At 70.5% G+C, this 19,815-nt stretch carries 21 protein-coding genes; 9 read left to right on the forward strand and 12 right to left on the reverse strand.

All coding sequences use genetic code 11. The features are described 5' to 3' along the window. Position 1: 1 nt before the first annotated feature. Genes COUCH_RS04755 through COUCH_RS04765 form a run of 3 tightly spaced genes read right to left on the reverse strand, consistent with a single transcriptional unit; the run spans position 2 to position 1,814 of the window. Complete coding sequence (locus tag COUCH_RS04755) at positions 2-205, reverse strand: exodeoxyribonuclease VII small subunit (RefSeq protein WP_249610876.1); 204 nt, start codon at positions 203-205, stop codon at positions 2-4. After that, a complete protein-coding gene (gene xseA / locus COUCH_RS04760; protein ID WP_249610877.1) occupies positions 202-1,425 on the reverse strand; it encodes an exodeoxyribonuclease VII large subunit in 1,224 nt (407 codons plus the stop codon). The genes COUCH_RS04755 and xseA overlap by 4 nt, the downstream gene beginning before the upstream one ends. A gap of 5 nt (positions 1,426-1,430) precedes the next feature. Further along, positions 1,431-1,814 carry a hypothetical protein gene (locus COUCH_RS04765; protein ID WP_249610878.1) on the reverse strand — a complete coding sequence of 128 codons (384 nt, stop codon included), beginning with the start codon at positions 1,812-1,814 and terminating at the stop codon, positions 1,431-1,433. 55 nt (positions 1,815-1,869) lie between these two features. Here COUCH_RS04765 and COUCH_RS04770 point away from each other — a divergent pair, with 55 nt between their 5' ends. Then, a complete protein-coding gene (locus COUCH_RS04770) occupies positions 1,870-2,889 on the forward strand; it encodes a 4-hydroxy-3-methylbut-2-enyl diphosphate reductase (RefSeq protein WP_430640962.1) in 1,020 nt (339 codons plus the stop codon). Here the strand turns inward: COUCH_RS04770 and COUCH_RS04775 are convergent. Beyond that, a complete protein-coding gene (locus tag COUCH_RS04775; RefSeq protein ID WP_249610880.1) occupies positions 2,886-3,692 on the reverse strand; it encodes a hypothetical protein in 807 nt (268 codons plus the stop codon). The genes COUCH_RS04770 and COUCH_RS04775 overlap by 4 nt on opposite strands. Positions 3,693-3,745: 53 nt before the next feature. Between COUCH_RS04775 and COUCH_RS04780 the strand changes: the two genes are divergently transcribed. Both COUCH_RS04780 and COUCH_RS04785 read left to right on the forward strand, forming a co-directional pair. Beyond that, positions 3,746-4,906, forward strand: a complete 1,161-nt coding sequence (locus COUCH_RS04780; protein WP_249610881.1) for a DNA recombination protein RmuC — start codon at positions 3,746-3,748, stop codon at positions 4,904-4,906. A gap of 115 nt (positions 4,907-5,021) precedes the next feature. Continuing rightward, positions 5,022-6,758, forward strand: a complete 1,737-nt coding sequence (locus COUCH_RS04785) for an RNA-binding domain-containing protein (protein WP_249610882.1) — start codon at positions 5,022-5,024, stop codon at positions 6,756-6,758. Positions 6,759-6,774: 16 nt separating this feature from the next. Here the strand turns inward: COUCH_RS04785 and COUCH_RS04790 are convergent, their stop codons facing one another. Genes COUCH_RS04790 through valS form a run of 3 tightly spaced genes read right to left on the reverse strand, consistent with a single transcriptional unit; the run spans position 6,775 to position 10,818 of the window. Further along, positions 6,775-7,314, reverse strand: coding sequence for a hypothetical protein (locus tag COUCH_RS04790; RefSeq protein ID WP_249610883.1), 540 nt, complete (start codon positions 7,312-7,314; stop codon positions 6,775-6,777). A gap of 29 nt (positions 7,315-7,343) precedes the next feature. Then, entirely contained in the window at positions 7,344-8,285 is a 942-nt protein-coding gene (locus COUCH_RS04795; RefSeq protein ID WP_249610884.1) for a quinone oxidoreductase family protein, read from the reverse strand. 1 nt (position 8,286) lies between these two features. Then, positions 8,287-10,818: a valine--tRNA ligase gene (gene valS, locus COUCH_RS04800; protein WP_249610885.1), complete on the reverse strand. Its 2,532-nt coding sequence runs from the start codon at positions 10,816-10,818 to the stop codon at positions 8,287-8,289. Positions 10,819-10,865: 47 nt separating this feature from the next. Between valS and COUCH_RS04805 the strand changes: the two genes are divergently transcribed. Then, entirely contained in the window at positions 10,866-11,165 is a 300-nt protein-coding gene (locus COUCH_RS04805; protein WP_249610886.1) for a hypothetical protein, read from the forward strand. Then, a complete protein-coding gene (locus tag COUCH_RS04810; protein ID WP_249610887.1) occupies positions 11,162-11,956 on the forward strand; it encodes a hypothetical protein in 795 nt (264 codons plus the stop codon). The genes COUCH_RS04805 and COUCH_RS04810 overlap by 4 nt, the downstream gene beginning before the upstream one ends. Before the next feature lie 120 nt (positions 11,957-12,076). Here the strand turns inward: COUCH_RS04810 and COUCH_RS04815 are convergent, their stop codons facing one another. After that, positions 12,077-12,370, reverse strand: coding sequence for a hypothetical protein (locus COUCH_RS04815; protein ID WP_249610888.1), 294 nt, complete (start codon positions 12,368-12,370; stop codon positions 12,077-12,079). A 75-nt stretch (positions 12,371-12,445) separates the two neighbouring features. Here COUCH_RS04815 and COUCH_RS04820 point away from each other — a divergent pair, with 75 nt between their 5' ends. Beyond that, a complete protein-coding gene (locus tag COUCH_RS04820) occupies positions 12,446-13,204 on the forward strand; it encodes a maleylpyruvate isomerase family mycothiol-dependent enzyme (RefSeq protein WP_249610889.1) in 759 nt (252 codons plus the stop codon). Here the strand turns inward: COUCH_RS04820 and COUCH_RS04825 are convergent. The 4 genes from COUCH_RS04825 to COUCH_RS04840 all read right to left on the reverse strand — a co-directional run bounded on the left by COUCH_RS04825 (position 13,201) and on the right by COUCH_RS04840 (position 16,034). Continuing rightward, on the reverse strand, positions 13,201-13,704 hold the full coding sequence (locus COUCH_RS04825; RefSeq protein ID WP_430640885.1) for a methylated-DNA--[protein]-cysteine S-methyltransferase: 504 nt from the start codon (positions 13,702-13,704) through the stop codon (positions 13,201-13,203). The two genes, COUCH_RS04820 and COUCH_RS04825, sit on opposite strands and share 4 nt — an antisense overlap. Then, a complete protein-coding gene (locus tag COUCH_RS04830; protein WP_249610890.1) occupies positions 13,701-15,116 on the reverse strand; it encodes a DNA-3-methyladenine glycosylase 2 family protein in 1,416 nt (471 codons plus the stop codon). The genes COUCH_RS04825 and COUCH_RS04830 overlap by 4 nt, the downstream gene beginning before the upstream one ends. A 64-nt stretch (positions 15,117-15,180) precedes the next feature. Continuing rightward, positions 15,181-15,675, reverse strand: coding sequence for a GNAT family N-acetyltransferase (locus COUCH_RS04835; protein ID WP_249610891.1), 495 nt, complete (start codon positions 15,673-15,675; stop codon positions 15,181-15,183). Positions 15,676-15,770: 95 nt separating this feature from the next. Next, positions 15,771-16,034: a hypothetical protein gene (locus COUCH_RS04840; RefSeq protein WP_249610892.1), complete on the reverse strand. Its 264-nt coding sequence runs from the start codon at positions 16,032-16,034 to the stop codon at positions 15,771-15,773. Positions 16,035-16,488: 454 nt separating this feature from the next. Here COUCH_RS04840 and COUCH_RS04845 point away from each other — a divergent pair, with 454 nt between their 5' ends. The 3 genes from COUCH_RS04845 to ychF are packed head-to-tail and all read left to right on the forward strand — an operon-like array spanning position 16,489 to position 19,801. After that, on the forward strand, positions 16,489-17,556 hold the full coding sequence (locus tag COUCH_RS04845) for a helix-turn-helix domain-containing protein (protein ID WP_249610893.1): 1,068 nt from the start codon (positions 16,489-16,491) through the stop codon (positions 17,554-17,556). Further along, complete coding sequence (locus COUCH_RS04850; protein ID WP_249610894.1) at positions 17,553-18,704, forward strand: hypothetical protein; 1,152 nt, start codon at positions 17,553-17,555, stop codon at positions 18,702-18,704. The genes COUCH_RS04845 and COUCH_RS04850 overlap by 4 nt, the downstream gene beginning before the upstream one ends. 11 nt (positions 18,705-18,715) lie before the next feature. Continuing rightward, positions 18,716-19,801, forward strand: a complete 1,086-nt coding sequence (gene ychF / locus COUCH_RS04855) for a redox-regulated ATPase YchF (RefSeq protein WP_249610895.1) — start codon at positions 18,716-18,718, stop codon at positions 19,799-19,801. Positions 19,802-19,815 lie beyond the last annotated feature (14 nt).

Here is a 19,815-nt window from a genome sequence, read left to right on the forward strand (position 1 = left end):
CCTACTGCTCGGGGCGCGCGGCGCGGGCGGCCTCGATGCGCTCCCGTGCGCCGTCCAGCCACCGCTGGCACACGTCGGCCAGCTTCTCGCCGCGTTCCCACAGCGCCAGCGACTCCTCGAGCGAGGCGCCGCCCTGCTCCAGTTTCTCCACGACCGTGGCCAGCTCGCCCCGCGCCTGCTCGTAGCTCAGTGTCTCGTCGCTCATCGGTTCTCCCGTACCTCCGTGCTCAGCTCGCCGTCGGCCAGCCGTACGCGTAGAACGTCTCCCGGGGCGACCTCGTCCGCGGCCCGCACCACGTGAGCGTCGGCGCGCTGCACGATCGCGTACCCCCGCTCGAGCGTCGCCTTGGGCGACAGTGCCCGCAGCCGCGCCAGGGTGTGCCGCAGGTCGTCGTCGGCCCGGCGCACCCGGTGCTCGAGGCTGCGCGTGGCGCGGTCGCGCAGCCCGCTGACCTCGGCGGCACGCTGCTCGACGAAGGTCTCCGGCCGGGCCAGCGACGGCCGCGACCGCCAGGCCTCCAGCCGGTGCGTCTCGCGGTCCACCAGCGCCAGCACCGCCCGGTCGAGGCGCCGCCGGGCCTGGCCGATCAGCTGCCGCTCCTCGCCGAGGTCCGGCACGATCCGCTTCGCGGCGTCGGTCGGCGTGGAAGCGCGCAGGTCGGCGACGTAGTCCACCAGCGGCGCGTCGGTCTCGTGGCCGATCGCGCTGACCACCGGCGTACGGCACCCGAACACCGCCCGGCACAGCGCCTCGTCGGAGAACGGCAGCAGGTCCTCGACGCTGCCACCGCCGCGCGCGATGACGATGACGTCGACCGTGTCGTCGTTCTCCAGCACCTTGAGCGCGTCGATGATCTGCGGCACCGCGGTCGGCCCCTGCACCGGCACGTTGATCACCCGGAAGTCGACGCCGGGCCAGCGGCGGCGGGTGTTCATCAGCACGTCCCGCTCGGCCGCCGAGGCCCGGCCGGTGATCAGCCCGATCCGCTGGGGCAGGAACGGCAGGCGGCGTTTGCGCTCCCGGGCGAACAGGCCCTCGGCCGCGAGCAGCTTCTTCAGCCGTTCGAGACGGGCCAGCAGCTCACCGAGGCCGACCTGGCGGATCTCGTCGGCGCGCAGGCTCAGCGAGCCACGGGCCGGGTAGAACTCCGGCTTGGCGTGCAGGGTGACCCGGGCGCCCTCGCTCAGCTCCGGGGCGCCGGCGTCGAGCACGTCGCGGTGAGCGGTGACGGTGAGGCTCAGGTCGGCCGACGGGTCGCGCAGGGTCAGGAACACCACGCTCGCGCCGGGCCGGCGACTGATCTGAGCGACCTGCCCGTCGACCCACACCCAGCCGAGCTTGGCGACCCACGCGCCGAGCTTCTGGCTCACGACGCGTACGGGCCACGGCTCGTCGGCGCTGGATTTGGGCTCCGGCTGGGTCACCCGGCCTAGCCTACGGGCGGGTGCTCCCGCGTCCGTGCGGTGGTACGCCGTACCAGGGCCACCAGCAGCATCAGGACCAGGCCGGCGTACCCCCAGAAGAAGACGTCGGCGACGAGCCCGCGGGCGTCGGCGAACGGGAAGGGGTAGCCGCGTCCCGCCACCAGCCCGGCGACCATGACCACCGCGCCGGTCAGGTAGCTCGCGATGCCGGGCCGCGCCCCGATTCCCGCGAGCGACACCAGGATCACCCCGCCGACCACCAGCATGCCGCTGAACGCGAGGTACGCGCGGTCGGAGAGGTCGTCCGCGTCGGCGATGAGGTTCAGTACGCCGACGATCACGCTGATCCAGCCGATGACCAGGCGCAGCGCGGTGCCGACGGCGCTCATGGGCCGAGTATCCCGCCGGTGGCCGGGGGTTGTGGCCCGTATCGCAGGAAGAGAGATCCCGGGCAGGGGCACGTACCATGGCGGGGTGACTTCCGATGCCGCCGCCACCCCGGTCCGCAAGCGTGTACTCCTCGCCAAGCCGCGGGGCTACTGCGCCGGTGTCGACCGCGCGGTGCAGACGGTCGAGGAGGCGCTCAAGCTCTACGGCGCCCCGGTCTACGTGCGCAAGCAGATCGTGCACAACAAGCACGTGGTGAGCACCCTCGAGGCCCGCGGTGCGATCTTCGTGGAGGAGAACGAGGAGGTCCCCGAGGGCTCGACCGTCGTGTTCTCCGCGCACGGCGTGGCCCCCGAGGTGCACGAGCAGGCCCGCGAGCGCAACCTCAAGGCGATCGACGCGACCTGCCCGCTGGTGACGAAGGTGCACCACGAGGCCCGCCGGTTCGCCGCCGACGACTACGACATCCTGCTCATCGGCCACGAGGGGCACGAGGAGGTCATCGGCACCTCCGGCGAGGCCCCCGCGCACATCCAGCTGGTCGACGGCCCCGACGACGTCGAGAACGTGGTCGTGCGCGACCCGGCGAAGGTGGTCTGGCTGTCGCAGACGACGCTGAGCGTGGACGAGACCATGGAGACCGTCGCGCGGCTCAAGACCCGGCTGCCGCTGCTGCAGTCGCCGCCCAGCGACGACATCTGTTACGCCACCTCCAACCGGCAGCACGTGATCAAGGAGATCGCGCCGGACTGCGACGTGGTCATCGTGGTCGGTTCGAGAAATTCGTCCAATTCCGTACGCCTCGTCGAGGTGGCCCTCGGTGCCGGTGCCCGCGCCGGCCACCTGGTGGACTACGCCTCCGAGATCCAGGACGAGTGGCTCGAGGGCGCGACGACCGTGGGGGTCAGCTCCGGCGCCAGCGTGCCGGACGACCTGGTCATGGACGTGCTGGCGCACCTCGCGGAGCGCGGGTTCGGCGAAGTCACCGAATACACGACCGCGGAGGAGCGGCTGACGTTCTCGCTCCCGCAGGAGCTGCGCCGCGACATGAAGGCCGCCGCGGCGCCGCGCTCCTAGAAGTCGCCGCCGAAGTCCCCGCCTCCGAAGTCGCCCCCGGCGAAGTCGCCGCCGCCCCAGTCCCCGCCGCCGCTGCCGAAGTCCGCGCCCTGGTCCGCCCCGCCGAAGTCGCCGGCCTGATCGGCGCCGGCGTCCGCACCGCCGAAGTCGTTCGCGGCGTCCTGGAAGCCGTCCTGGTAGCCGTCGCCGTACCCCATGTCGCCGAAGCCCGGGGACAGCAGCGCGTCGAAGATGAGCATGCCGCCGAGCACGCCCGCGCCGGCACCGAGCGCGGTCTTCCACACCGGCGTCGAGTACCAGCCGGCCGGCACGGGACGGCCCTGCACCCGGCCGCCGGGGTAGTAGTAGGGCGTGTCCGCGCCGGGCTGCGGTCCGGCCTTGTACTGGTGCCCCTGCACGGTCACCTCGCGCTCGCGGGTGAGCTGCCCCGCACCCTGCGAGCTCATCAGCGGCGGCAGGTCCGGGCCCGGGTCGAGGCCCATGGCCGTACGGGCCGCGCGCACGTACGCCAGCCCTTCCAGCGCCGACTCGCGCGCCAGCTGGAACTGGCGCACCGAGCGGGCCTGCTGAAGCTGTCCACCTGCGGCGTTGTAACGCTCCGACGCGTCGGCGAGGGCCTGCCGGGCGGCGGGGTCGTCGGCGTGCAGGTTCATCACCTGACCGCCGAGCCGCTCGTACCAGCGTTGCGCCTCGGCGCGGGCGTCGTCGAGCTGCCGCTGCTCGCGGGCCGCGGTGCCCCGGCGCCACGCGAGGACCAGCGCCACCACGATCAGGACCAGGAACAGCAGCAGAAACACCTTCATATGTCGACGGTACCCGCGCCGGGAACGTCGTACGCCTCTGGCAAGCTCGCAGGGTGACCTTCTCGACGCTGGCCGTGGTGATCATCTGTCTGGCGGTGGGAGCCGCGCTGGGGTGGTTCGCCGCGCGGTTGCGTGCCGCCGCGGACATCGCCCGGCTGGAGGCGACCGTGCAGGCCGGCAAGGACGGCGAGGAGCGCCTCGAGCAGTCCCTGCGGGCGCTGTCCTACGAGGCCACCGCCCAGTCGCAGGAGGCGGTCGCGCGGGCCGTCGCGCCCCTGCACGACATGCTGCGGCGCTACGAGCAGCGGGTCGGCGAGCTGGAACGCGACCGGGTCGACGCGTACGCGGAGCTGCGTGAACAGGTGCGCGCGATGGGCCTCGTCTCGGGCGAGCTGCGGACGGAGACGAAACAGCTGGTCGCTGCGCTGCGAGCGCCGCAGGTCCGGGGCCGCTGGGGCGAGCACCAGCTGCGCCGCATCGTCGAGGCCGCCGGGCTCCTGGAACACTGCGACTTCTCCGAGCAGGTCACGTCCACGACCGACCACCAGGGCGTGCGCCCCGACCTGGTGGTGCGCCTGCACGGCGGCCGGTCGGTGGTGGTGGACGCCAAGGCGCCTTTCGACGCGTACCTGTCGGCGATGGAGGCCCGCGACGAGCGCACCCGCGACGCCCACCTGGACCAGCACGCGAAGGTCCTGCGCGGGCACGTCGACGCGCTGGCCGGCAAGGCGTACTGGACGGCGTTCGACCAGACCCCGGACTTCGTGGTGCTGTTCGTCCCTGCTGACCCGTTCCTGGACGCGGCTTTGCAACGGGACGCGTCGCTGATGGAGCACGCGTTCAGCCGCAACGTCGTGCTGGCCACCCCGGCGACGCTGGTGGCGCTGCTGCGTACGGTCGCGTATTCGTGGCGGCAGGAGGCGCTGGCCCGCAACGCCCTCGCGGTGCACGGCCTGGCCCGCGAGCTGTACGGCCGCCTCGCCACGCTGGGCGATCACGTGGGAAAGCTCGGCGCGTCGCTGAGCGGGGCGGTGACGGCGTACAACCGGGCGGTCGGCTCGCTGGAGTCCCGGGTGCTGGTGAGCGCCCGCAAACTCGCCGAGATGGGCGTGTCCGACGAGGAGCTGGCGGTCCCGGCGCAGGTCGAGCTCACGCCGCGCCAGCCGCAGGCCCCCGAGCTGCTCGACGAGTCGGGCTCCACGTGGGTCAGGTGAAGCTCCGTACGTGCCGAGCCACCGTTGTACTGCAGGACTCGGACGAACGACGCCTCGAGTTTGGGTTATAGTTTGGCGGAACCTCCAGAGTGTCGGTCGCGCCAAAGGAGTCTCAATGCAAGAGACGGAGATGGTTGCCGATGCTCTGGGCCTGATCCTCAAGGGCGTTCGATCGGCATCAAGTCTTGAGAGTCAGTGGCTCGACTTCAAGACGGACAAATCCTCGGACAAGGAAACCTACCAAGACCTTGCCGAGGCGGCGGTGTGCTTTGCCAACGCGTCCGGCGGCGCAATCGTGCTCGGCGTATCCGACTCGAGGGTCGGGCCCGAGGCATTCCTAGGCACCCAACTCAAGGTCGACGTGTTGCGTTCTCGCATACACTCCCTGACCGAACCGTCGCTGGTCGTGACTGTTCGGGAGATCCTGTACGCCGATGCCCGGCTGCTGGCGATCACTGTGCCGGAGGGTCTCGACGTCCATTCGACTCGCAAAGGTCTGGTCACCAGGCGCTGGAACGACGAATGCCTACCCATGAGACCCATAGACGTGAGTCGGCTCGACGACGAACGCCGGGGTGCCGACTGGACGTCGCAGTCCAGCGGCCGGCCGTTGGGCGACGCCGACCCGGACGCCCTGCTCCGCGTCCGCTCGTTCTTGCGGACCACACAGGATGAATCGCGACGAACGCTCGGTCTCGCTTCGGAACCCGACATCCTGGCCGGGCTCCGGCTCGTGCATTCCGATGGCACCCTCACGCGGGCCGGCGAGATTCTCTTGTGCCGGGACGCTCGCGCGACAGCTGACGACATCCTCGTCTATCAGTTCCGACAGACCCCCGGCGGGGAGGCGCTGGTCGCTCGGCGATGGGGAACGCCGATGATCCTGGCTTTCACGGAAGCGATGGACGCTCTGTCTGCCCGGATCGGAACGACTCCGGTCAACACGTCAGCGGGTCAACAGCTGCAGATCGAGGACTACCCGCTTGCCGCGGTTCGTGAGGCGCTCGCGAACGCTCTGCTGCACGGTGATTACCGCGAGCGCAGGCCTGTGCAGATCGAGCATTCACCTGACTCTCTGAGTATTCGATCGCCAGGCCCGCTGGTAGCAGGCATTACCCCGAACAACATCCTCACTGCGGGGTCGAGGGCCCGATTTCCTCTGCTCGCCGGCGCCTGCCGGACGCTCGGCCTCGCTGAGGAACTCGGCCAGGGGATGGATCGAATGTTCAGGGAAATGGTTCGGGCCGGTCGGTCCACGCCTACTGTCGCCGTGGAGCACGAGAGTGTTGATCCGGCTACAGTCGTCACTCTCGCTGGAGGCCCTCCGAACACAAGGATCTCGCGATTCGTCGCCGAGTTGCCCGAGTCGGAGCGCAACGACACGGACACACTGCTCATAGTGTTGTTGCTCTGTCAGCGGAAAAGCGTCACCGCACGTGACGTCGCGCCGGTCGTGCAGCGAGGGGTTTCCGCGACCGAATCCATCTTGCGGCGTCTGTCCTCGGGCGAGGCTCAATTGCTCGAGCCCTCAGCCGGGACAGCCAACCGTGCACATCCCAATTACCGGTTGAGGAGTGCAGTCCTTGTCGCTCTCGGGCCCGCGGTTTCCTATCATCGACGTTCCAGTAGCGAGGTCGACCGAAAGGTGATCGACCATGTACGTGAGTACGGGACGATCAACAGCGCCACTATCCAGAGGATCTTCGACGTGGACGTGTACCGGTCCCGAGACATCCTCCGGGATTTTGTCGGCCGTGAGATCCTGGTCAGGATTTCGGAGCAGACCCGCGGTCCTAAGGTCAAATACGGTCCTGGAGCTCAATTTCCGGTCCAGAAGAGGCGAGCCCGGTGAGACCTGACGTCGGGCGTTAACGCATCCGCCGGGCCAGTTCGCGGCGCAGGGCGCGCGGTCCCGGCCACACCTGGGTCAGGTCGGCGGTGAAGCTGGGGGAGCCGTCCTGTTCGTCGTGCAACGCCGGCCAGCCGTCGTCGCCCTCGGCGACCGGGTGGACCCGGTCCAGGTCGACCGGTGTCACGTCGAGGACGGTACGCAGGCCGCTGCGGCGTACCACCACGTGGTCGATGTCCGGCCAGGCCAGCAGCACCGGGTCGCTGTCCTCGGAGGCCAGCTCGAGCCCGCCCGAGGAGGCGCGCACCCAGGTGCGCAGGGCCGACCGGGAGGTGAGGGCGTATCCGCCGGCCACCACCACGCCGATCACCGTGGCCTGCGCGGCCGTCGTCCACCAGGCGTCCCGCGGCGCCCCGAGCAGGTGCGCCACCAGCGGTGACACCGCCACGTACGCCACGAACAGCACGGCGAACATGACCGAGAACGTCCGCCACGGCGACGACCGGAACAGTACGGCGTCGTCGGCGGGCGCCTCGACCGCTTCAGGGGGGACCGGCATGCCTCCATGCTGCCGTGTCGCGGCCGCCCTCAGGTCCGCATTTCGGCAACCGGGCGCAGCACGACCTTCCCCAGGTTGGCGCGGGCCTCGATCACCGCGTGCGCGGCCGCCGCCTCGGCGAGCGGGAACTCCGCGTGCACCACCGGACGCAGCTCGCCGGCCTCGAGCAGCCGCCACAGCGTCGCCTCGTGCTCCTCGTACCGGGCGCGGTGCGTCGCCGAGAAGTGCCGCATGTTCATGCCGGTGATCGTCTTGGCGCCGGCCAGCAGCTCGTACGCCGGCACCGTCCCGCCTCCCGAGGTGAAGAAGACCAGGCGCCCGCCCGGCACGAGCGCGCCCAGGAACGCGGGGAGCAGATCCCCGCCGACCGCGTCGAGCACCACGTCGACCTTGCCGGCCAGCTCGGGCAGCTCCGCGTACGTGACGACCTCGTGGGCGCCCAGCGACCGCACGAAGCCGGCCTTCTCCGGTGACCCGACCGCCGCGACGACCCGCCGGGACCGCGCGAGCTGGACCAGCAGGTGGCCCACGCCGCTCGCGGCCCCGGTGATCAGCACCGACTCGTCCGGCCGCAGTGCCGCGGTGTGCAGGGCGGCCAGCGCGACGTGCCCGCTGCGTACCAGCGAGACCGCCTGCACCGCGGTCGCGCCCGGCGGGATCCGCGACGCCATCATCGCGGGGGCCACGGCCAGATCCGTGTACGAACCCGAGAACGTCAGCGAGGTGACGCGGTCCCCGGGGGCGAAATCGTCCACGCCGGGCCCGACCGCCACGACCGGCCCGGCCACCTCCCCGCCCAGCACGCCGGGCAGCGGGGTGGCCGGGTTGCGCGTAGCCCGTACGGACGGCAGCGTGACCCCGATCGCCTCGACCCGGATCAGCAGCTCACCCGGGCCCGGGATGGGATCCGGCGCACTCTCGTGCACCAGCACCTCGGGCCCGCCGTGCGAGTGGTAGGTGACGCGGTGCATGTCAGAACGCGCAGGCGATGACGAGCTCCGGCGTCCGGTCCGGGAGCATGTCGAGCTTGCCGATCCGGCCCGCCGCGCGCAGGTCGCCCTCCACCAGCGCGAGCCGGTCGAGCAGCGCGGCCGGACCGAGCGCCTCGGCGAGCGGGATCTCGGCCTTCATCGACAGCTTGCGGTCCGACTTGGCCCGGCGCACCTGGCGCAGCGCGTCGCCGGCCAGGTCCAGCAGGGTCGCGTCACCCTCCGGAGCGACGCGGGTCAGCTCGTACTTGGTGGGCCAGGTCGCGCGGTGCACCGAGCCGTAACGCCACCACGACCACACCTCTTCCGTCACGTACGGCAGGAACGGCGCGAACAACCGCAGCAGAACGGAGAGCCCCGCAGCGAGCGCCGCCCGCGCGGAGTCGGCGCCCGGCCCCTCCCCGTACGCCCGGTCCTTGACGAGCTCGATGTAGTCGTCGCAGAACGTCCAGAAGAACGCCTCGGTCGTGGTGAGCGCGGTCGTGTGGTCGTACGCGTCGAACGCCGTCGTCGCCTCCTCGACCACCGTGGCCAGCCGGGCGAGCATCGCCCGGTCGAGGTCCGCCGTGACCGGCTGCCGCAGCGCGTCCGCGGCGCCCAGCCCGAGCGCGAAGCGCGAGGCGTTGAGCAGCTTGGTCGCGAGCCGCCGCCCCACCTTGATCTGCGCCGGGTCGAACGCGAGGTCGGCGCCCGGGCGCCCGTTCGCGGCCCAGTAGCGCACCGAGTCGGAGCCGTGCTGCACGAGCAGGTCCAGCGGCGTGACCACGTTGCCCTTGGACTTGGACATCTTCTTGCGGTCCGGGTCGAGGATCCAGCCGGACTGCACCGTCGTCGACCAGGGCAGCACGCCGTGCTCGAAGTGCGCGCGGACGACCGAGTAGAACAGCCAGGTCCGGATGATCTCCTGCCCCTGCGGGCGCAGGTCCATCGGGAAGACCCGGCGGAAAAGGTCCTCGTCGGTGCCCCAGCCGCCGACGATCTGCGGGGTCAGCGACGAGGTGGCCCAGGTGTCCATGACGTCCGGATCCGCGGTGAAGCCGCCCGGGACGTCGCGCCGGGACTCGTCGAAGCCCGGCGGACACTCCGAGGATGGGTCGACCGGCAACGCCGAAACGTCCGGTATGAGAAGCTGTCCGTGGTCCGGCTCGCCAGCGTCGTCGAGCCGGTACCACACGGGGACCGGCACCCCGAAGAACCGCTGCCGGCTGATCAGCCAGTCGCCGGTCAGCCCGGCGACCCAGTGCTCGTAGCGGTGCCGCATGTGCGCCGGAAGCCAGCGCAGCTCCCGCCCGCGCTCCTGCAACTCCTCGCGCAGGTGCTCGTCACGCCCGCCGTTGCGGATGAACCACTGCCGGCTGGTGACGATCTCCAGCGGCGAGTCGCCCCGCTCGTAGAACTTGACCGGGTGCGTGATCGGCCGCGGCTCGCCCAGCAGGTCGCCGGTCTCGCCGAGCAGCCGCACGACCTCGCGCCGGGCCGCGTTGACCGTCAGGCCGGCGAACTGCGCGTACGCCGCCGCGGGCACGCCGTCGGGGCGGTCCGGCAGGAACCGGCCGTCGCGGCCGAGCACCACGCGGGTGGGCAGGTCCAGGTCCCGCCACCAGATCACGTCGGTCAGGTCGCCGAAGGTGCAGACCATGGCGATGCCCGTACCCTTGTCCGGCTCGGCCAGCGGGTGCGCGTGCACCGGGACCTCGACGTCGAACAGCGGCGTGCGCACGGTCTTCCCGACCAGCGGATGATCGGGGTACGTGACCAGCGCGACGCAGGCCGGCAGCAGCTCGGGCCGGGTCGTGTCGATCTCGACCGGTCCGTCCGGCCCGTGGAAACGCAGCCGGTGGTACGCGCCGGGCCGCTCCCGGTCCTCGATCTCGGCCTGCGCGACGGCCGTGCGGAACCCGACGTCCCACAGCGTCGGCGCCTCCGACGTGTACGCCTCCCCGCGCGCGAGGTTGTCGAGGAACGCCCGCTGCGACACGGCTTGCGCCTTGGGCCCGATCGTCGTGTACGTCATCGCCCAGTCGACGGACAGCCCGAGCCGGCGCCACAACGCCTCGAACGCCTTCTCGTCCTCGACGGTCAGCCGGTTGCAGAGCTCGACGAAGTTCCGCCGCGACACCGCCACGGCCGGCTTCGGCGGACTCTGCGGCGGCTGCCACTGCGGGTCGTACGGCAGCGACGGGTCGCAGTAGACCCCGTACACGTTCTGCACCCGACGCTCGGTGGGCAGCCCGTTGTCGTCCCACCCCATCGGATAGAAGACCGTCTTCCCGCGCATCCGCTGAAACCGCGCGACGGTGTCGGTGTGCGTGTACGAGAACACGTGCCCCATGTGCAGCTCGCCCGATACGGTCGGCGGAGGCGTGTCGATCGCGTATACGTCGGCCCGCTCCTTCGAGCGGTCGAACGCATACGTGCCCTCCTCCTGCCAGCGGCGCGCCCACTTGTCCTCGAGCCCGTCCAAAGACGGCCGCTCGGGCAGACCGGCGCGCGCGGTCCTTCCCGTATCAGTCATGCGGTCAGGGTAGAGGTGCGGCGGGGGCCGGGCTACGGAGTTCGGCGATGCGAAAACCCGGGACATCGACCGCTGTTGACACTTTCCTGAAACGACGTACGCGCGAACTCCGGGTCCACACCACCGCCACCGGGGTGGACGGCGCGTACGACAAGACGACGTACACGTACAACCGCAAGAATCAGCTGACCGATGTCGTCGACGTGGCGAACAACCGCTGGGTGACCAAGTACGACGTGCTCGGACGGGTCAGCTTGACGATCGACCCGGACAAGGGCCAGACGCGACAGTTCCACAACGAGGTCGGCGACCTGACGCCGACCACCCGGGCACGCAGCTCCTCGTGATCGACGCGACGACGCAGAAGGAGACCCTGCGCCGCCAGAGCCCGTACGGCGAACCGCGCGGAGCAGCCCCGCCATGGCCGACGCTGAAGGGCTTCGTCGGCGGTGACGTGGACTCGACCGGCCTGATTCATGGGATTCCGGGTCAACCGACGACGACGGCTATCATGCGCCTCGAGGGAATCAGGCAGAGAACAAGCAGTTTGACGACGCACTGCAGGAGATCAAGCGACGTACCGGCCGGGACATCACGCCGGCGGAACGTCGCGCGTTGCACGATAGAATCACGGGCCAGGGATATGACTATCACCGAATCGTCAGCGAAGGCGAAGGGATGTTCGGATCCTGTGGTTGATGCGGAAGCTGTCCGTGCCCTGCTCGTCGGCGCGACTGTCCGGAGCCTGGGTCGCGCTGCTGGTATGGGCGTGCTGGAACTTGTCGGAGAAGGCCGGGTCATCGCCGTTCATCTCCAGTGTCCGTTCCGAGTTCAGCGAAGCGATGCCGTGATTGTGGGTTCCAGGGACATGGACTTCCCGCTCAAGGGAAGCCGGTCCGAGGCGTTCGATAATTTCTCGACGATTTTCGATGATCGGGCCGGACGCCTCACGGCAATACTGGGTCACCGTAAGCCCGTGGTCGACGACGTTGTCGTGGGCGGGTCGGGAGATCTCATGATTTCATGGTCTCCCGACTACTCACTGAATGCTTTCGTTGATTCGTCCGGAAGGGTGGAGTCCTGGCGTGCCCTGGTCAGGGGCGGTGAGCATCACGTCTTTCCAGCCGAGTCTTCGTAGCTGATGAAGCTGGTGAGAGTGTGTTCGACAGATGGCCCATGGCCTTCTCAGCTGTTGGATCCTCAGCCGTACCTGGAGAAGCTTCCCGAGTTGGAAACCCACCTCCCGGAAGGGGCCAGGTCATTCGCCACCGACGCTGATCACTACGACTTCGCGAGTGCCAGATGCGTCAAGGACCTGAGGTTCGTGAGCATGTCCCTCACCGAAGCCGGGCACGGTCGATTGACGGCTGAGCTCCAATTCGCCCCCAACAGGTTCAAACACCGCGCCGGTCTGGTTCTGACGTACGACGATGTCGTAGGGCTCGACCTCGGCGCCGGTCCTCACGGGGGACAGCGAATCTGGCCTGACACGCCTAGGCTGGGTGACGTTCAGCTCGACGAGATAATGCCCCATGAGCGTGGGTGCACTCACGAGATGAAGTTGACGGGCGGCTCGATCGTGGTCACAGCCGGAGACCTTCATGCCGAATGGGGATGGACAACCGACGTGCAGAACGCTCTGAAGTTCCCCGACGTGCTGCGGCTGATCGACGAGCGGGCGACCGCCTTCGGGGCGCTGATCGCCTCCGCGCCGAGCCTGGATGCCCCGGTGCCGAGCTGCCCCGGCTGGACGTTGTTCGACCTGGCGCAGCACCTGGGCGCCGGACGCCGCAAGTGGGCCGCCGTCGTCGCCGCCGGTCCCGCGGACGCTCCGCCGGCCGTTTCGTCCACCGCGCCCCGGCAGCGCGACGACCTGGTGGCCTGGTGGGCCGCGTCGGCGCAGGAGTTGCTGAGCGCGCTGCGGGAGGCCGGCTCGGACCGCGGCTGCTGGACGTGGTGGGCCGACTCGCAGTCGCCTGAGACGTCCGGTGCCGCCGCCCGTCACCAGCTGCAGGAGATCGCGGTGCACACGTACGACGCGCAGCTCACCCTGGGTGCACCGCAGCCGCTGCCGGACGAGGTCGCGCTCGACGGCGTCGAGGAATTCCAGCTCACCTGCTGCTCCACGACGGTCGCGTGGCCCCACGAGCCCGCAGTCGTCGACTACCACGCCATCGAGGGGATCTCCCTGCGCCTCCGGCTGTCCGCCGATGGCGCAAGGGCCATCCGGTGGGAGGCGGCGGACGAGGAGCCCGACGCCTCCCTCCGGGGCACAGCCAGCGATCTGGTCCTGGTCTTCTACGGCCGCATCCCACCGGAGGCCCTGGAGCTCAAGGGCGACCCGCGCATCTTCGACCAGCTCGCCGCCTGGGATCCGAGCGTCTAGGACGGATCGTGGCGCTCGTGCTCCAGCAGCCACGTCTTGACGCCGAGCCCCCAGCGGTAGCCGCGCAGCGTCCCGTCCGTACCCAGCACCCGATGGCACGGCACGAACAGCGCCACCGCGTTCCGCGCGCAGGCCGTAGCCGCCGCTCGGATCGCCGACGGGCGGCCGGCCAGCTCGGCGAACCCCGTGTACGTCACCGGCGCACCCGGCTTGATCTCGCGCATGACCTGCCAGGCGTGAGCCAGGAAGGGGCCGGTCGTGTGCTGCTCGACGACCACGCCGTCGATCGCGGTCAGGTCGCCGTCCAGATAGGACAGCACCGCGTCCCCGACCGGTCCGGGTGACGCTGCGGGCCGCGTCTCCTCCCGCAGATCCTTGTGTACGAGCGAGAGCAACGGACCGACCTCAGTGGTGAAGCCGGCCGCCCGTACCGCGCCCGCGTCGCTGACGACGTAGGTGAACGGGCCGGCCGGGGTGTCGAGCGTGTGGCTGTGCATCATGCGGACCTCCAGAGTCGCATCAGGGCGTACGAGCGCCAGGGCCGCCAGCGTTCGGCGTGCGCCTCCAGCGCCTTGGGGGTGTGCGGCAGACCGAGCGCTTTCGCGCCGCGCTGGACCGCCACGTCGGTGGGAAGGAAGACATCGGGGTCGCCGACGGCGCGCATGGCCACGTATCCCGCGGTCCACGCGCCGACGCCGGGCAGCTCCAGCAGCCGGGCGACGGCTTCCTCCCGGTCGGCGCCGGGCTCGAGGTCGAGCTTGCCGTCGGCGACCGCCTCGGCCAGGGCGCGGATGCTCGCGCGACGGGCGGCCGGCATCCGGAACGCCTCGTCGGACAGTGCTGCCACAACCTCGGCGGTGGGGAAGCCGCGCAGCTCACCCGGCTGCACCGGACCGAGCATGCGGCTCAGCGTGGTGCGGGCGCCGGAGACCGAGACCTGCTGGCCGACGATCGCCCGGACCGCCATCTCGAAGCCGTCGACCGCGCGGGGGACCCGTACGCCCGGCTCGGCGGTTGTCCCCGCGCTCAGCGCGGGATCGGCACCCAGCGTGCCGTCGACGGCGACCGGGTCCGCGTCCAGGTCGAACAGCCGGCGGCAGCGCGCCACCGCGGGCGCCAGGTCGCGCACGTCGGTGAGCCGCAGCGTCGCCGACACGAAGCGGTCGGCCGGGGTGAGCGCGACGGTCGCGCTGCCGTGCGGCAGGTTCAACCCTCGGCGGTACGTCGTCCCGTCGCACTCCTCGACGCCCGGCAGGGTGCGCGCGGCGAGGAACTCCAGCAGGGCGCCGGCGTGCAGCGGCGCCCGGTACGCGAGCCGCAACGAGATCGCGCCGGCCTCCGGTTCCCCGCCGGTACGGCGTACCCGCAGCTCGCCCGGCGACCGCGCGTACACCTCTTGGATGGTGTCGTTGAACTGCCGCACGCTGCCGAAACCGGACGCGAACGCGATCTCGGCGAAGCCGAGCGCGGTGGTCTCGATGAGGATCCGCGCGGTCTGCGCGCGCTGCGCCCGGGCCAGCGCCAACGGACCGGCGCCCAGCTCGGCGGTGAGCATCCGGTTGAGGTGCCGCTCGGTGTAGCCGAGGCGGCTCGCGAGCCCCGGTACGCCCTCCCGGTCGACGACGCCGTCGCCGATGAGCCGCATGGCCCGTCCCACGACGTCGGCCCGGACGTCCCACTCGGGCGAGCCCGGTGCGGCGTCGGGCCGGCAGCGGCGGCAGGCCCGGTAACCGGCCCGCTGGGCGGCCGCCGCGCTGGGGTGGAAGGTGACGTTCTCGCGCTTGGGGGTGAGCGCCGGGCAGGACGGCCGGCAGTAGATGCCGGTGGTGCGTACGGCCGTGTAGAACCAGCCGTCGAAGCGCTGGTCACGGCTGTCGACGGCCCGGTAGCACCGCTCGAAGTCCAGTTCCATGGCCTCGAGTCTGCTCCCCGGCCCGGCCCCGCGGCTGGCGGGATTCGGACATCACCGTGCCGCGTCAGAGATACTTGACGAACAGCAGGCACTGGTCCGGCTCGACGATCGTCTTGCCGCCCTCGACGCGCTCGCGGACGGTGTCGAGCGGACCGTGCGCCCACTCCCGATATGTCAGCCGCCGGTAGAGCCGCGCCGCACCCGCGTTCCCCACGTCCACCCCGACGGCGACTCTCCGCTCGCCGCGGCTGCGCAGCGCGGCCTCGGCCGCTCCGATCAGCCGGGTCCCGACGCGGCGGCCCCGCACCGGCTCGGCGACCATCAGCTTGTGCAGCATCGGTACGGGGCCGAGCCGGCGGATGACCTCCGGTTCGTGCGCCGGGCGCAGCGACACGTGCATCGCGCCCACCGGACGCGTGCCGACCCGGGCGACGAGCACGAGACCCGGCTGCCGGGCGCGCTCCCGGTAGTACGGGCCGAGCGCCGGGAACAGCAGCTCCAGGCGCTCCAGGTCGAAGGGGAGCAGCGGCGAGATCCGCATCCCGTCGAGTCCGCCCACAGGGCCATCGTGCCCAATGGACGCACGCCGGTCGATCCGGGACCGGCGTGCGCCGTACGCGCGCAGCGCCGGCCCCGTCATACCGAGACGCCCCACTAGGTGGACATGACGAACGCGACGATCAGCAGGATGAGCAGCGCGGCGGCCAGCGTGAACGCGGCGAGTCCGGCCAGGACGGCCTTGACGACGTCCATGACCGGGGCGATGGCCGAGCGCAGCAGGCCCATCATGAGCATCATGACGGCGGCCATCAGCATGATCAGGACGCTCAGGCCGCCGTGGCCGCCGTCGGACGTGGGGGAGGCGGTCAGGAGAATGGTCGACTTTTCGAGTACCGGGACAGGCGTTAGGGTGAACACAGGTAACTCTTTTCGCTGGTGAGCGGGAGGGCGTTGCCGTTACAGACACACCTCCGGCGGCCACCGGGGGTGTGTTGCCGTTTGAGGGCCGTTCGCTCGGTGGGCGACGGCGGCCTCGTTCGCCTCGCATCGCGCATGCCTCGCGTCGTCGCGGGCCTCGCCTGGTTGCGGCCACGCGGGAGGGCGGCGGCGCCCGCGGCGGGTGGCCGGGTCGACGCTCAGTGATCATGAGACCCTCCACGGTGCCGCTTGATTACGATTCAGCAACCTTCTGCCTTGACGCTAAACTTCAGCGATGAACTGAAGCAATAAGCATTCCGTGCTCCAGGGGCTCCCGTGATAGTGAATGAGTAGGTTCATCCGGGTCCGCGCGTCGCAATCAGCAGCATGTGGGACCCGGGCCCGAGGGGTGGAGTTCAGGGCATAAAGTGAACGCGACTGAAGGACTGATCTGATGGTGGCGGACGGGATGGCGGCGCGGCTGCGCCGGCTGCGTACCGAGGAGTTCGGCGAGCTGGTGGCCCAGAAGGCGCTCGCCGTGGCTCTCGGCGTCAGCGCGCCCCTGGTGTCCTCGTGGGAGAAGGGCAACGCCGTCCCGCCCGACGAGCGCCTGGAGACGTACGCGCGGTTCTTCGCCTCGACCCGTTCCATGCGCGACGGGCACCCGCGGCTGCTCCCGGTCGCCGACCTCGACGAGCACGAACGCCGCCGCTACGCCGAACTCCTCAGCGAGCTGACCGGCCTGCGCCCCACGCGCAACGGCCCGCCCGCCGGGCGCGAGGACCTGGTGACCCGGTCACCGTGGGAAGGCATGTGGCACTTCGCGGACCGGTCCCCGATCACGCTGGTCTGCGCCCGCCTGCCCGAGAGCGCCCGGGCCAGCGCCGTGTACACGGATTCCGGCAGCCCGGACTACGTGGAGCTGTACTCGTACAGCGATCTCGACGCGCTGATGGAGCTCTACGGTCACGTCTACGCGGCGAACCCCGGCGTACGGGTCAGCCGCATGCTCGCCGACGTGCTGACGCAGGACGACATCACCAACCACCTCGTCCTTCTGGGTGGCGTCGACTACAACCCCATGACACGTCTGGTGATGCAGGAGTTGAATCTCCCGGTGAGTCAGGACAGGCGTGCGGGCAGCGAGCCGGACGTCGGGTGCTTCCGGGTCGTCGACGAGAACGGCGAGACCCGCAGCTTCCCCTCGACGCTGGCGGGTACGCGGCCGAACCAGCGGCTCACCGAGGACGTGGCGCAGTTCTGCCGCGGGCCCAACCCCTTCAACCGCAAGAGGACGGTCACCATCTGCAACGGGAACTACGGCCGCGGGACGTACGCGGCGGTGCGTACCCTGACCGACCCGCGGTTCCGGGACCGTAACCGTACGTACATCCAGGCGCGGTACTCGGCGGAGGACACGTACAGCATCCTGGCCCGCGTCAACATCGTGAACGGCAAGGTCATCACTCCGGACTGGACCGTCGACGGCACCGTCCTGCACGAGTGGTCGACGAGCTCGTGACGGACACCCTCCGGCAGCTGAGCGCCGTCGCGGAACCCGCCGGCGTGACCCACCGGCCGTCGCACCGGCAGCTGATGATCCAGCCCGGCCCGGACGAGCCCGGTGACGTCTCGGCCATCGTGGTGCCGACCAACCGGCACGCCGTGACGATGCGTGACTCGCTTCGCCTCGCCGAGGAGCTGCAGCGTCCCCTCGTCGCCCTCTGCAGCCAGTGGTCCTCCGCGGCGGCCGTCCTCGCCGAGGCGGCGAAGGTCGACACCACCGTCATCGCCGTCGACGTGACCGGCGCGGCACGCCTCCCGGCCTTCTCGGCCGACCAGCTCATCGCGTCGGCGCGCGGACTCACCCGCGTCAACGACGTGAGCGTCAAACGCAACACCGGTCTCGCAGCCGCGCGCATGCTCCGGTGGGCCCGGCTCGCCTTCCTCGACGACGACATCACCGACCTCCGGCCCGACGCCGTGAAGGCCGCCGGTGGGCTGCTGCGCAAGTACAACGTGGCCGCCCTCGAGAACGTCGGCTTCCCGGACAACTCCGTGGTGTGCCATGCCCGGCGAGAGGTCGGGATGCCGCAGGACTCGTTCGTCGGGGGCGGTGCGATGGCCGTACGCGTCAATGTCCGGACGCCGTTCTTCCCGTCGATCTACAACGAGGACTGGTTCTTCCTCGTCGGGCGCCGCGCCGTCGAACGGGTCGCCGTGTGCGGCAAGGTCAGCCAGCGCGAGTACGACCCGTACCTGTCGCCGGAGCGGGCCCGGTCGGAGGAGTTCGGCGACTGCCTCGCGGAGGGCCTGTTCGCGCTCTCCGGGCAGGATCGTCCCGCCGGGGCGGCCGACGAGGCGTACTGGCGGGCGTTCCTCGACGACCGGATTCTCATGATCGACGACATCCTCGGCCGCCTCGCCGCGAAACCGCCGACCGAACGGCGGCACCGGATGGCCCAGGCGCTGCGGGTGGCCCGCGGACGCTGCCGGATCATCGACCCCGCGTTCTGCGTGCGCTACCTGGCGGCGTGGCGGGCCGACCTGGACGTCTGGAAGCGGTTCCTCACCGGGCTGCCGGTCATCGACGATCCCGTGGCGGCCTTCGCCCACCTGGGGCTCAAGGCGTACGTGCACCCCGCTCGGGGCCGGCGGCCAAGCCCGTAGACTGGTCTGTCGTGAGCCTCTCCATCGGGATCGTCGGCCTGCCCAACGTCGGCAAGAGCACCCTCTTCAACGCCCTGACCAAGAACGACGTGCTCGCCGCGAACTACCCGTTCGCGACGATCGAGCCCAACGTCGGCGTCGTGGGGCTGCCTGACGAGCGGCTGACCAGGCTCGCCGAGATGTTCGGCAGCGAGAAGACCATCCCGGCGCCCGTCTCGTTCGTCGACATCGCCGGCCTGGTCCGCGGCGCGTCGAAGGGCCAGGGCCGTGGCAACGCGTTCCTCGCGAACATCCGCGACGCCTCGGCCATCTGCCAGGTCGTCCGCGCCTTCTCCGACCCGAACGTCCTGCACGTCGACGGCAAGGTCTCCCCGGCCGACGACATCGAGACGATCAACACCGAGCTCATCCTCGCTGACCTGCAGACGGTGGAGAAGGCCCTGCCCCGGCTGCAGAAGGAAGCGAAGCTCAAGAAGGACCGCGCCCCGGCGGTCGCCGCGGCCGAGGCGGCGTTCAAGCTGCTCAACGACGGCACCACCCTGTACGCGGGCGCCAAGGCGGCGGGCATCGACCTGGACCAGCTCGCCGAGCTGCACCTCCTGACGATCAAGCCCTTCCTGTACGTCTTCAACGTCGACGAGGCCGAGCTGGGCAACGCGGCGTTCCTCGACGAGATGCGTGCCCTGGTCGCCCCGGCCGAGGCCATCTTCATGGACGCCAAGATCGAGTCCGAGCTGATCGACCTCCCCGAGGACGAGGCGATGGAGCTGCTCGAGTCCACCGGTCAGACCGAACCGGGCCTCAACCAGCTCATCCGCGTCGGCTTCAGCACGCTGGGGCTGCAGACGTACCTGACGGCCGGCCCCAAGGAAGCCCGCGCCTGGGTCATCCCGGTCGGCGCGACCGCCCCGGAAGCGGCGGGCGTGATCCACTCCGACTTCCAGCGCGGCTTCATCAAGGCCGAGATCGTGAGCTACGAGGACCTGATGGCGGCGGGCTCCATGGCGGCGGCCAAGGCGGCGGGCAAGGTCCGCATGGAGGGCAAGGACTACATCATGAAGGACGGCGACGTGGTGGAGTTCCGCTTCAACGTGTAGTGATGATGTGCCCG

The sequence above is a fragment of the Couchioplanes caeruleus genome, assembly GCF_023499255.1.
GTDB lineage: Bacteria > Actinomycetota > Actinomycetes > Mycobacteriales > Micromonosporaceae > Actinoplanes > Actinoplanes caeruleus_A.

Coding starts and splice junctions, on each gene's coding strand:
- COUCH_RS04755 (WP_249610876.1), bottom strand. CDS start 205: ATGAGCGACGAGACACTGAGCTACGAGCAGGCGCGGGGCGAGCTGGCC.
- COUCH_RS04765 (WP_249610878.1), bottom strand. CDS start 1,814: ATGAGCGCCGTCGGCACCGCGCTGCGCCTGGTCATCGGCTGGATCAGC.
- COUCH_RS04775 (WP_249610880.1), bottom strand. CDS start 3,692: ATGAAGGTGTTTCTGCTGCTGTTCCTGGTCCTGATCGTGGTGGCGCTG.
- COUCH_RS04785 (WP_249610882.1), top strand. CDS start 5,022: ATGCAAGAGACGGAGATGGTTGCCGATGCTCTGGGCCTGATCCTCAAG.
- COUCH_RS04790 (WP_249610883.1), bottom strand. CDS start 7,314: ATGCCGGTCCCCCCTGAAGCGGTCGAGGCGCCCGCCGACGACGCCGTA.
- COUCH_RS04795 (WP_249610884.1), bottom strand. CDS start 8,285: ATGCACCGCGTCACCTACCACTCGCACGGCGGGCCCGAGGTGCTGGTG.
- valS (WP_249610885.1), bottom strand. CDS start 10,818: ATGACTGATACGGGAAGGACCGCGCGCGCCGGTCTGCCCGAGCGGCCG.
- COUCH_RS04805 (WP_249610886.1), top strand. CDS start 10,866: ATGCGAAAACCCGGGACATCGACCGCTGTTGACACTTTCCTGAAACGA.
- COUCH_RS04825 (WP_430640885.1), bottom strand. CDS start 13,704: ATGATGCACAGCCACACGCTCGACACCCCGGCCGGCCCGTTCACCTAC.
- COUCH_RS04830 (WP_249610890.1), bottom strand. CDS start 15,116: ATGGAACTGGACTTCGAGCGGTGCTACCGGGCCGTCGACAGCCGTGAC.
- COUCH_RS04845 (WP_249610893.1), top strand. CDS start 16,489: ATGGTGGCGGACGGGATGGCGGCGCGGCTGCGCCGGCTGCGTACCGAG.